13 protein-coding genes and 1 pseudogene are annotated in these 11,317 nt (G+C 61.0%); 2 read left to right on the top strand and 12 right to left on the bottom strand.

The window, feature by feature from the left end:
• Positions 1-182: 182 nt before the first annotated feature.
• The 5 genes from mutM to P8X48_11060 are packed head-to-tail and all read right to left on the bottom strand — an operon-like array spanning position 183 to position 4,924.
• The gene (mutM, locus tag P8X48_11040) at positions 183-998 is read right to left on the bottom strand and encodes a bifunctional DNA-formamidopyrimidine glycosylase/DNA-(apurinic or apyrimidinic site) lyase (GenBank protein ID MEJ2107840.1); all 816 of its coding nucleotides are present in this window, start codon (positions 996-998) and stop codon (positions 183-185) included.
• Positions 998-1,858 (bottom strand): DUF4340 domain-containing protein, encoded by an 861-nt coding sequence (locus P8X48_11045; protein MEJ2107841.1) that lies wholly within the window; start codon positions 1,856-1,858, stop codon positions 998-1,000. Before P8X48_11045 ends, mutM begins: the two co-directional genes overlap by 1 nt.
• Positions 1,855-3,234, bottom strand: a complete 1,380-nt coding sequence (locus P8X48_11050; protein MEJ2107842.1) for a GldG family protein — start codon at positions 3,232-3,234, stop codon at positions 1,855-1,857. Before P8X48_11050 ends, P8X48_11045 begins: the two co-directional genes overlap by 4 nt.
• Before the next feature lie 2 nt (positions 3,235-3,236).
• Complete coding sequence (locus P8X48_11055; protein ID MEJ2107843.1) at positions 3,237-3,962, bottom strand: ABC transporter permease subunit; 726 nt, start codon at positions 3,960-3,962, stop codon at positions 3,237-3,239.
• Positions 3,959-4,924: an ATP-binding cassette domain-containing protein gene (locus tag P8X48_11060; protein ID MEJ2107844.1), complete on the bottom strand. Its 966-nt coding sequence runs from the start codon at positions 4,922-4,924 to the stop codon at positions 3,959-3,961. The genes P8X48_11055 and P8X48_11060 overlap by 4 nt, the downstream gene beginning before the upstream one ends.
• 183 nt (positions 4,925-5,107) lie before the next feature.
• On the opposite strand from P8X48_11060, the gene P8X48_11065 reads away from it, so the two are divergent.
• Complete coding sequence (locus P8X48_11065; protein MEJ2107845.1) at positions 5,108-6,127, top strand: CDP-6-deoxy-delta-3,4-glucoseen reductase; 1,020 nt, start codon at positions 5,108-5,110, stop codon at positions 6,125-6,127.
• On the opposite strand, the gene P8X48_11070 is transcribed toward P8X48_11065, so the two are convergent.
• The 6 genes and pseudogenes from P8X48_11070 to hemC all read right to left on the bottom strand — a co-directional run bounded on the left by P8X48_11070 (position 6,091) and on the right by hemC (position 10,004).
• Positions 6,091-7,308: a heme biosynthesis HemY N-terminal domain-containing protein gene (locus P8X48_11070; GenBank protein ID MEJ2107846.1), complete on the bottom strand. Its 1,218-nt coding sequence runs from the start codon at positions 7,306-7,308 to the stop codon at positions 6,091-6,093. The genes P8X48_11065 and P8X48_11070 overlap by 37 nt on opposite strands.
• Positions 7,305-7,859, bottom strand: a complete 555-nt coding sequence (locus P8X48_11075; protein ID MEJ2107847.1) for a uroporphyrinogen-III C-methyltransferase — start codon at positions 7,857-7,859, stop codon at positions 7,305-7,307. Before P8X48_11075 ends, P8X48_11070 begins: the two co-directional genes overlap by 4 nt.
• Positions 7,856-7,987, bottom strand: a complete 132-nt coding sequence (locus P8X48_11080; protein ID MEJ2107848.1) for a hypothetical protein — start codon at positions 7,985-7,987, stop codon at positions 7,856-7,858. The genes P8X48_11075 and P8X48_11080 overlap by 4 nt, the downstream gene beginning before the upstream one ends.
• Before the next feature lie 63 nt (positions 7,988-8,050).
• Positions 8,051-8,260, bottom strand: a complete 210-nt coding sequence (locus tag P8X48_11085) for a hypothetical protein (protein MEJ2107849.1) — start codon at positions 8,258-8,260, stop codon at positions 8,051-8,053.
• 27 nt (positions 8,261-8,287) lie between these two features.
• Positions 8,288-9,181: pseudogene (locus tag P8X48_11090) on the bottom strand (uroporphyrinogen-III synthase).
• Positions 9,078-10,004, bottom strand: coding sequence for a hydroxymethylbilane synthase (gene hemC, locus P8X48_11095; GenBank protein ID MEJ2107850.1), 927 nt, complete (start codon positions 10,002-10,004; stop codon positions 9,078-9,080). Before hemC ends, P8X48_11090 begins: the two are co-directional and overlap by 104 nt.
• 109 nt (positions 10,005-10,113) lie before the next feature.
• Between hemC and P8X48_11100 the strand changes: the two genes are divergently transcribed.
• Positions 10,114-10,617 (top strand): thioredoxin fold domain-containing protein, encoded by a 504-nt coding sequence (locus P8X48_11100; protein ID MEJ2107851.1) that lies wholly within the window; start codon positions 10,114-10,116, stop codon positions 10,615-10,617.
• Here the strand turns inward: P8X48_11100 and P8X48_11105 are convergent.
• Positions 10,618-11,317: LytTR family DNA-binding domain-containing protein (locus tag P8X48_11105; protein ID MEJ2107852.1), on the bottom strand; the 700-nt coding region annotated here is incomplete at its 5' end.

Below are 11,317 nucleotides of genomic sequence, written 5' to 3' on the forward strand. Positions count from 1 at the left end.
CGCTTTCGATATTTGCCGCCATCGCTGGACTCCGGAGCCCCGTTTCGCTGTCTTCAGTGAGGACGCCGTCCGCTTGCGGCAGGCCTTACGCCGCCTTGACGTCCCGAATTCTTGTGAAGTCTAATTAATTATATAGCATAAGTTCGTGAATGCTCGTAGTAATAGCACTGGAATCGCACCCGTCAATGTTGACAACGGGGGCAAAAATAAAGGCTGCGTGCTCCCCGGACCTGGCGCCGGATCGGGGTCCCGCAGACCGGGCAGGGCTCACCGGCGCGCCCGTAGACCTGCAGACTCAGCTGGAAATAGCCGGGATTTCCGTCGGCACGCCGAAAATCGCGCAGGCTGGAGCCGCCTGCGCGGATGGCGTCGGTCAGCACGGCGCGCAGGGCATCGAGCAGGCGCCCACAGCGCTCGCGGCCGATGCGCCCGGCCGCCCGGCGCGGGTCGATGCCGGCGCGAAACAGGGCTTCGTTGGCATAAATATTCCCGATCCCGGCAATCACGTGGCTGTCGAGCAGGGTGTCGCGGATGGCGCGTCTGCGACCCTTAAGACGCGCACGCAGGGCATTAGCGTCCAGGGCCGGGTCCAGCGGTTCCGGGCCGAGTCGGGCCAACAGCCGGTGACCCATGGGGTCACCCCGGGTCCACAGCACAGCCCCGAAGCGGCGCGGATCGCGCAGGCGCAGACACATGCCATCGTCGAGAACGATGTCTACGTGATCGTAGGCAGAGGGTGGGGAATCGGCCGGCACGACGCGCAGGCTTCCGGACATACCCAGGTGGATGATGACGGTACCCCGGTCGGTTTCGAGCAACAGGTACTTGGCGCGTCGACGGACCTTGTTGATCGTGGCGCCCGGGAGGTCCCGGGAAAGGCCGGGTGGCACCGGCCAGCGCAGACGCCGGTCGCGCACGAGCACACCACGGACAACGTGGCCAGTGACCGCCGGGGCGATGCCGCGGCGTGTTGTTTCCACCTCGGGAAGTTCCGGCATCAGTCGGGTTTGAGTTCGAGCAGGCGTTTTCCAACTTCTTCCGGGAAATGATACTCCAGGCCTTCGTCGGGCCGGTACAGGACCAGCTCGCCGTGGCGGGACAGGATGTCCACGACTACGGTGGCAGGTTTGCCTCCCTTCTTGTCCGGTGCAAAGCGGAACCGAATCTGCTGGTGCACCGGTTTGCCCTGATATTTTTCTACGGTCAGTGCCTGGGCGTAGCGCCATTCGTCGACAAAGGTGTTGATGCGATCCGTGGTCAACTTGTCGGAAGCGGGTCGCACGATCCAGCGACCGTCCTTCAGTTTCAGGTTGAGGCCGGGCAGATACAGCGCCACCGGTTTCAGGTCCTGGCGAAAAAGATGGGCGTCAAGAAAGTCACTGTAGGTCCGTGCAACATCCTGGAAGTTGCGACCGGCGACCAGGTAGATGCGTCCCTGATATTGCACGTACTGCAGATCGTTGACGGGATTCGTTCCGCCAAAGGCAATACGCTGGTCATCGAGCTGCAGTACCGCCCTGGGTTTGGCCAGACCGAATTGCGCCAGATCCTTTCCCACGGACAAGGGCAGCTCCTTCTGCACCCGCGCCATGGCCACTCGCAATACCCGGGCGGTATTGAAGGCATGGGCGCGGGCGCCAACCGGAGTATCCATATACCAATGTCCATTGTGGTCGGCGAGGACAATGGTGTGACGGTTCGGTTGTTCGATGCGCACATGCTGGATCTTGCGTGGATCCAGGGTGGTCAGCCGGGGCTTGGGGGCGGATGCTTTCAGGCCCGGGCGCCAGACCGCGAGCGCGGTGAGACCGGCGATCGCCAGCAGCAGGATGGAATTTAGCAACCAGCGCCGATTCATCGTTTTCGCCGGCGCAACCAGACCGCGAGACCGGTTCCCATCAGGCCGGCCGGCAGCAGCAGCACGAACACCAGCCGCAGTATCGTGCCCAGGGCCGGACTCAGGGTCAGCTGATAGTCAACCGCCGTGCGGGTGGGAATGTTCACGAAGGCATCGTTGGCGCTGACCCAGTTGATCAGGCGCATGCCGAAATCGAGATTGCCGCCGACGCCCATCACAAATGAGTTCGAAAGAAAATCCCCATCGCACATAACGATGGCCCGTTGCTCCCTGTTTTCCTGTTTGCGGGAAAAGGCTACACCGACATCGAGTGGTCCGGGTATGTCCTTGCCCTTGTCATAGGCCAGTGTCTTGTTCAAGGGGCCGGTCTCCGACCATGCCGATTCGCGTGTGTCCACCAGCACCGAGGGTTGCCACGAATCCTTGTCTGTCTGTTCCTTTGCGCCCCGTCCGACCTGATCCTGGTTCAAACTGATTCCACAGGCATCCGGGAACACGGTGTTCTCGTGAAATCCCTTCAGCGCCGCCTGGTTGCCGTAACTGGATATGAACAATGCCCGGGCGCTACGGGTGAAGGCCTGGGACACCGGATCAATGATGACACCCGGATCGAACTCGAACCCCAGTTGTTCCGCCAGCGGGGTCAGGCCGTAGGACGGACCGGGGTCGGCCAGCCAGAGGAGGTTGCCGCCCTGGCGAATGAACTTCTGGATGGCCTTCACTTCGGTGGGCAGCAGCCGGGTCTGGGGTCCGGCGATGACCAGTACACTGGTGTTGCGCGGAATCTGCGGGCTTTCGGCAAGGGATAGCGACCGGGTCTGGAAGCCCTGGCGCTTGAGATAGATGCTCCATTTCGACAGATCGAAATTGGCCCCGCGGTCCGGACTGCGCTCGCCGTGACCGGACAGGAACACGATCCATTGGTCACCCTTGCGCGCGAGTCGACCCAGGGCATTGGTGATGGCCTGTTCCCGCGGGGAATGAACGATCTCGGATTTGCCGTCGTAGAAGATCTGCAGGTCGCCGGCCAGGCGTACTCCCGCCTTGCGAACTTCTTCCGGATGGGAATTGGGATCGACGAAGATGAGCTTGATGTCCGGCTTGTGGCGCTGATAGGCGCGAATGTTCTTGGCGATTGCGTCGTGCAGTTCGTTGCCCGGTTCCACGAAGGCCTTGATGCGTACCGGTTTGTCCAGCCGTTTCAGGAGCTTTACGCTCGCGGGCGAAAGCGAGTTGCGGCCGCTGCGGGTGAGATCGACGTCCCAGCGGTACAGATGTGTGAGCCACATGAGCAGGCCGGCGATGCACAGGACCAAAAAGGTAAAACTGGCGGTCGCCAATCGCAATTGCCTGCGGGATTTTGCGGTGACCTTCACGATCAGGCCCCCAGTCGGTCGGCGTCCAGCCGCCGGACGCTGAAGATCAGAAACACCGCCGTGAATATGAAGTAGTACAGGGTGTCTTCACTGCTGAATACGCCTTCCAGAAACGGAAGATAGTGATCGATGATGGACAAATAGCTGAGGGTGTTCTTGCCCCACAGGTTTGCCGATACATCGAAGATCCAGAGCAGAAACAGGGCGCCAAAGGTCGCAACCGCTGCCAGGGTGGGTGACTGCGTCAAGGTCGACATGAACAGCCCAATGGCGGCGAAGCTGGCCAGCAACAACACCAGTCCAAAGGCCGAGGTAAACAACAGGCCCCAATCGAGGGCGCCTCCGAAGAGCAGCGAGAGCGGCATGAGGATCAACATGGCGACAACTGTCATCATGTACGCCAGGACGCCAAGATACTTTCCGAGCACGATCTCGGTCATGCTCGCGGGGGCGCTGTAAAGCAGGGACAGGGTCTGGTTGCGACGCTCCTCGCTCACCAGGCGCATGGTGATCAGCGGGCTGACAAACAGTAGCATCACCGCTGCCCAGCCGAAGATGGGCACGGCCACGGCCAGGGTCACGCCCTGGGGATTGGCGTTGCGAAGGAACGCAGAGACGTTGGAGAAGAAACTGAATCCAAGTATGGCCTGGATGACTCCGAGGATGATCCAGGCGAGGGGCGAGAGAAACAGGCTGCGCAGTTCGCGCATGGCAATGGTGAAGATCATGTCGCCGACTCCGTTTCCGTGGCGCCGTCTTGAGCGGCTTCCTCGGTGGTCAGGCGCAGGAAGATTTCCTCCAGCGAGACGCGTCCCGGCCGCAGCTCGCGCAGGTTCCAGTGCTGCTCCACGGAGCGCCGTACGATTTCCTCCGTGGGATCGGTGTCCGGGGCGTAGACGATGCGGATTCGTCCTTCGCGCTGCGGCTCCACCGCGGTGACGCCGGGCAAGTCCTGCAGTACCTGGATATCGGGCGCTGCGGCAAATGACACCGTAAGCGAAGCGGATTTCATCTGCTGTTCCAGACCGTCGATACTGTCGGTCAGCACCAGCTGACCGTCGCTGATGATTTGCACCCGGTCACAGGTGGTTTGTACCTCAGGCAGAATATGGGTCGAAAGAATCACGCCGTGTTCCCGGCCGAGATCGCGGATCAGTTCCCGGATCTCGCGGATCTGGATCGGATCGAGTCCGACTGTGGGTTCATCGAGGATCACCACCGGCGGCATATGAATGATCGCCTGGGCAATCCCCACCCGTTGCTGGTAGCCCTTGGACAGGTTGCCGATCAGCCGTTCGGATACACTACCCAATCCGCACTTCTCCTTGGCGGCCTCACGCGCCGCGCGGCGTCGTTCGCGCGGGATACGGTTCAGGGCCGCGCAGTAGTCGAGGAATTCATTCACGGTAAGTTCGCGATACAGCGGCGGTTGTTCGGGAAGATAGCCGATGGCGGCCTTGGCCGTGCGTGGCTCGTCGAGAATGTCGTGACCGTCAATCAGGATTGCGCCGGCAGTGGGAGAGAGGTTGCCGGTCAGCATGTTCATGGTGGTGGTCTTGCCGGCACCGTTGGGGCCGAGAAATCCAAGCACCTGGCCGCGGGCGACCGTGAAGCTGATGTTGTTCACGGCGCAATGATCACCGTAGAAACGCGAAACGCCCCGAACGTCGACGAGTACGGTACCGGTCATTCTTTTGTTTGGCGCGTAGTCACGATGGTCGACGACGAGTTAAAGGGATGAGCCCGGGGTTTGTCAAATCATCCGTGTCAAGGACGCGGAAATTCGTTGTTTATTTTCCGCAAACCGCATGGTAGACAGTGTGCCCTGCAATCTAAGAGCATTGCGACGACAAAAAATGTTTCAGACCGGCCGATGACGTATACCATCAAGAATGAAGCCAGCGGAACGGAATTCAGCGCCGACGAAAACGAATCGGTGCTGGATGCGGCACTGCGCCAGGGGATTGTCCTGCCCTACAGCTGCCACAACGGGAGCTGCGGTACCTGCAAGGGCCGCGTCGTATCGGGTGCTGTGGACTATGGCCAATACGATCCGGCGGCATTGAGCGATGCCGAGCGCGCGGACGGTTTGGCCCTGTTCTGTCAGGCCAGGCCTTTGTCGGATCTTGTTATCCGGGCGCAGGAGCTTGGCGCGGTCGCGAACATTCCGGTCAAGACCCTGCCTGCCCGGGTGGTGAAGATGGAAAAGCTGGCGCACGATGTCATGGGACTGTGGCTACGCCTCCCGGCCAATCAGCGCCTGCAATTCCTCGCTGGTCAATACATCGATATTCTTTTGCGGGGCAACGAACATCGGAGCTTCTCCCTGGCCAATGCGCCGGCGGATGATGAGATGCTGCAGCTTCAGATCCGGCTCGTCCCGGGAGGCAGCTATACCGGCCATGTGTTTGAGGCCATGAAAGAGAAGGATCTGCTGCGGTTCCGCGGACCCCTGGGTACGTTTTTCCTGCGTGACGAACCCGCTTTGCCCGCGATCCTGGTGGCCGGGGGCACGGGATTTGCGCCAATGAAGAGCATTCTGGAACAGCTGTTCGCCAGCGGCGAGCGCCGAGACGTTCATCTCTACTGGGGGGCGCGCAGTCTACGGGATTTGTACGCGGCCGACCTGGCCCGTTCCTGGGCGCAGGAATACAATTTCTTCCGCTTCACTCCGGTGTTGTCGGACCCGCAGCCGGAAGACGGGTGGATCGGCCGCACGGGCTGGGTGCATGAAGCGGTAATCGCCGATCATCCGGATCTGTCGGGGACTGAAGTTTATGCCAGCGGACCGCCGCCCATGATCGATGCGCTGAAGGCCGCATGCCTGGCCCACGGCCTGGCGACCGATCACCTGTACTACGATTCCTTCGAATTCGCCCACGGCGGCGAGTAGCCACCCAGACAGCTTTCCAGTCCGTCGCGATAGCTCTTTTGTGCGGCGGATGCATCCCCCGTTCGCTCGTAGGCCTTGCCCAGCGCCAGGTAGGCACCGGCGCCGGCCCCCAGGCTTGTCGCCTGCTCCAGGAGCTGTATTGCCTCCCCGTTGGAACCACTGGCCAGCGCGAGTTTGCCCAAGGCCAGGTGTAGGGCGGGGCTTTCGGAGTGGGTGGTGCGCCAGGTTCGTGCGGTGTCGTATTGTCGCGCCACGTGCTCGGTGTGTGCATCACCATACAGGGCGACGAGCTCTTCATTCCATTCGCGACCAATGGAATCGCGCAGCAGCGACTCCGCCTCCTCGTGTTCACCTTGCTCGATCAATTTGCCGGTATAGACCGCGACCAGTCCGGGTTGCTGGCGGAGATTCTTCGGCAGGGCTTGCCACGCCCGTCGCAAGACATCCAGGGAACCGGATGGAAGTGAGGGCATGAGCAGATGGCGATGGACATTGACTTCGAGCCGGGAAAGCTCGCTTTCCTTCATGACTTTCTGTTTGCGAAGTTCCGGCAGCAGGTATCCCAGTCCGGTCCAGTCCTTCAGGGACAAATAGGTATCCGCCAGCAACTTGAGTACGTAGCGATGTTCGGGTGCGCGGCTGTGCAGTTCGGTCAGAGTTGCCAGGGCCTGCTCGCGCTGATTGGCCAGCACCTGCAGCATGGCCTGGGTCATTCCGGTAGCGAGGTCATTGTCGGGCGCTGCCTCGTAGGCCTTGGCCAGGTAGTCGTCGCGCTTGGCCGTATCCCCTTGCCCCTGGCTCGCCATGGCCAGCGCCAGGTAGCTGATCAGCGGGGCCTCGCTGTGTTGCACGCTGGCCTGCAGTTCGGCTTCTGCAGTCTTCCAGTCTCCGCCGGCGAGGGCCGTGAGTCCGCGCGCCAGGGCCGTGCGCGATCGTGTGCCAAAGCGTCGCGCACGCCAGAGGGAAATCCCCTTGGGAAGGCGAAGGGCACGAATGGTGAGCCGGGCGACGAGATAGAGTCCGAGGAAACCGGTCACGGCGAATACCGCATATAGAGTCAGCGGCATTTCCAGGCTCCATGGGGGCCATACCATGAGCACATAGCCCGGGTCCCGCGCCGCCGCCAGGGTCAGGATCGTGGCGATGAGCAGGACGACAAGGATGAAGACCAGCAGTCTCATAGGCCGGCGTGTTTTTCAGCGACGATGCGCAGGGCCTTCAGCGATGCGCCGATGTCGGGACGTTTTTCGGACAAGGGTTGCCGGGCAAGAGCCTGAATCTCTTTTTGCATTTCCTTGACGGCTTGGGCATCGGGGTCGAAGTAGGTCTTGATCCAGCGTGACGCTGATTCAAGATTGCTGCGGTAGGTTCCCCGATCCGCACGAAGCGCCGCCTGTTGGGCACCTAGCAGAACCAGTCTCAGATTCTCGCGCAAAAAGTATTGCTGCGTTGGAGGCAGTAGCGGGCGATAGGATTCGACGTTGCTGCGGAAGGTAATCAGGCTTCGGATGTCGGACCACAGCTGTCGGAAGAATCCGCGACTGGCCGATTCTTTTCTCCCTTCCGTCCCTTCCTTTGCATTCGGCGCCGCTGCCGAGTCCTTCGTCTTCATGGACCGGAAATCCAGGGACAAGGGGAGGTGTTCTACGGTTTCGGCGAGGTTCGCCAGTTTCAATGCGATCCCGGGAATGTCCACCCGCTCCGTCGACTTCAACGCGTCGATTTCCTTCACCAGCTCCTTTCGTACAGGAAGCAGGGTCTCTGGTTGGCCACGATCATCAACTGTTCCGATTCCGCCATAATCCAGTCGCGGCGGTTGCGTCCAAGGGACTCGCTGGTCTTGCGCAGCGCCTCATTCAACGTGTCCTGCGACTGTTTCAGCTGATCGAGATCATAGCTGGCGGAGGCGGCGCCATCCTTGAGTTACGCGACAGTATCCAGCAGCGACTCGACACGGGTGGGGAGATCGTTATGGAACAGGAGGGGGTGGGCGACAAAGAGGTACCAGGCGATGTATCCGTTGGCGCCGAGGGAAACTAGGGAAAGCAGTGCAACCAGCCACACGCCTCGCGAACGCCGTGGTTTGGTTTTCGGCTTCTCCGGGGCTTCGTTCTTGTTCTCTTCGTCGCTCATGGGAATCAGGCAGGAATGGTCCACCGATTATACGGTGTTTTTTGTGCGTCGCCATGTGCGAATGGCATCGACGATTCCCTCATCGCTGGCTTCGCTGGCGACTACGGTGAGTTTCAGGCCCAGGCGGTCACAGGCAGCGAGCATGCGTGGGCTGATCACGACCGCGGGGGTTTCGCGCAGCAAGGCGCGACCCTTGTCCCCGAGCATGGCATGGAGATTTTCCAGGCCCTCGACACTGCTCAGGACGACAATATCGATTAAGCCGTTTGCCCAGTCATTTTCGATGGAAGAGGTATCGGTATCGGGTCGCAGGCGTTGATAGGACTCGGCATATTCCACCTCGGCCCCCCGTTGCCGCAGGGTATCCGCCAGCAGGGTCCGCCCGCCGACGCCCCGGAAGATGACGACGCGCTTGCCGGCAACATCCTGCAGCTCGTCTGCCAGCAAAAGCGTTTAACTTCGAAAATGGGTTTGCGGTGCGATATCCACGGGATTGCCCTGTTCGGTCAGGGCTCGCGCGGTACCGGCGCCGACGGCGCCGATTCGCAAATTTTTCGGCAGCCCGCCAATGCGTTCGTCGATGGCATGCAGTGCCTGGTGTACTGCGTTGGGGCTGATGAAGATCGCGATATCAAATGATGGCAGTCGGTCGATGACTTCATTCAGCGTCGTTTCGTCTGCCGGCCCGGCAATCTCGATGCTGGGCAGGAGCACGGCACTGCCGCCGGCGTCTTCGATGCGTTGCGCGAGTTGCCGCGCCTGGGCCCGGGGCCGTGTGACCAGGACCCGCGTACCTTGCAGATCCCTTGCGCTGGTGTCAGGCACGGCCGTAGATGTCGTCCAGGATGTCGCCGGCGCCGCGCGCCAACAGTCGTCTGGCGAGTTCCGTCCCCAGGGACTCGGGATCGTCGGCGGGTCCACGCAGTTCCTCGCGCAGAACCAGGCCGCCATCGGGCCTGCCGACGAGTCCGCGCAGATAGAGGTCCTTGTCTTCCAGAATCGCATAGCCGGCAATGGGCACCTGGCAGCCGCCCTGCAGCGCGGCATTCATGGCGCGTTCCGCGCGCGTACACAATTCCGTCGGGTGGTGGTTGAGTTTTGTCAGCAGTTCGAGCACCGCTGTGTCGCTCTGGCGACATTCGATGCATACCGCTCCCTGGCCTACGGCCGGCAAACTGTCCACGGGATCGATGCGATCGCGAATGCGGTCGTCGAAACCCAGGCGCTTCAGTCCCGCGGTGGCGAGAATGATCGCGTCGTATTCCCCGGCATCCAGTTTGGCAAGGCGTGTGTTGACGGGGCCTCGCAGGCCGATGATCTCCAGTTCCGGGAAGGCCGCGCGCAGCTGGCATTCGCGCCGCAAACTGGACGTGCCCACGCGGGAACCGGACGGCAGTTCATGCAGGGAGGAGTAGGAATTCGAGACCAGGGCATCTCGCGGATCTTCTCGCTCGCAAATGGCCGCCAGGGAAAGCTCGGGCGGCAGTTCCACGGTCATGTCCGTGAGGGACTGGACCGCCAGATCCACTGTTTCATCCAGGAGTTGCTGTTCCAGCTCCTTGATAAACAGGCCTTTCCCCCCAACCTTTGCAAGACTGGTATCGAGGATCTTGTCCCCCTGGGTGGTGATTTCCACCAATTCCACTTCGAGTTCGGGATGCAGCGCGAGCAGGCGCGAACGGACATCGTTGGCCTGCCACAAAGCCAGTTGGCTTCTGCGGGTGCCGATTTTCAGGGTTTTCATGGTGGCGACCAGGATTTTGCGGGGAAGGGACCCGGAAGACGGATATTTTTCTGATAGTATACCGGTCTTTCCGGGTTACCGGGAGCCGGGTTGGCGCGGAGTGCTGGAAATGTTTGGACGCTTGTTCACCATACTACTACTCATGACCTTGCCTGTTCTGGCACGTGCCGGGGGTCTGCCCCCTGCCCGGGATCTGCAGCACGATGCGCGGGAATCGCAGGCCACCGGTCGACCGATTCTGGTGTTTTTTATGGCTGATTCCTGTTCCTACTGCGAACAGGTGCGCCGCCTGTACCTGGAACCCATGTATGCGGATGCGTCCTATCGCAAGCGGCTGATCTTTCGCGTAGTGAACGTGGGCGACGGTCGCCGGATGACGGACTTCCGCGGCAAGCGAACCAGCCAGAGCGACTTTGCCGATTCCGAAGGGGTGGGCCTGACGCCAACCATACGGTTCTACGATGGCGGCGGCAAGGAACTGGTCCCTCAGCTGCGCGGCTACAGCTCGCCTGATTTCTATCTCGCCTACCTGGAGCAGGCGGTGGACTCTTCCATCGCCCGGTTGCACCGCCGCAACACCGTGGTGGGTGCAGCGACTGCGATTTCCTACTAGTCAGGCGGTACGACGGTTCCGCACCCAGCGGCGCACGGAAGCCGTGTGGCGGCGGCTGACATCCAGCTTGCGATCCGTATCCCGGAGGTTCACCTGCCAGGAACCCGTGGGGTTCTTTTCCACGCCAAGAATCCGGTCGGTGGCCACCAGTGCATTGCGATGGATGCGAAGGAAACGATCACCAAATTCCTTTTCCAGGTTTACGAGCGAATCCTCGATGAGGAATTCTTCATCTGCTGTCTGAATCACAACATACTTGCTGTCGGCCAGGAAAAAGATGACGTCGGCGACAGGCACCAGCCGGATATTGCCGCGCATGTGCACACTGATGTGAGTACGGGCTTTTGGTTCGTCCCGTGACTGGTTGACCTCCTGCAGTTGTTTGGCCGTCAGCTTCTTGGCCTTGACCAGCGCATTCGCAAGCCGGTCCTTTCGGATCGGCTTGAGCAGATAGTCCACGGCGTTGACCTCGAATGCATCGAGGGCGTGCTGGTCGTATGCCGTGGTAAAGATCACGCTGGGTGGATTCTCCATTCCCATGAGGTGCATGGCCGCCTCCAGGCCATCCATACCCGGCATACGGATATCCATCAGGAGGAGATCCGGGTTCAGTTCGCCCGTCTTCTCGATGGCCTCGTTGCCGTTCATGGCCTCGCCCACCACATTGTAACCGCCGATATCATTCAGCAATTCCCGCAGA

This window comes from Acidiferrobacteraceae bacterium (assembly GCA_037388825.1).
Taxonomy (GTDB): domain Bacteria; phylum Pseudomonadota; class Gammaproteobacteria; order Acidiferrobacterales; family JAJDNE01; genus JARRJV01.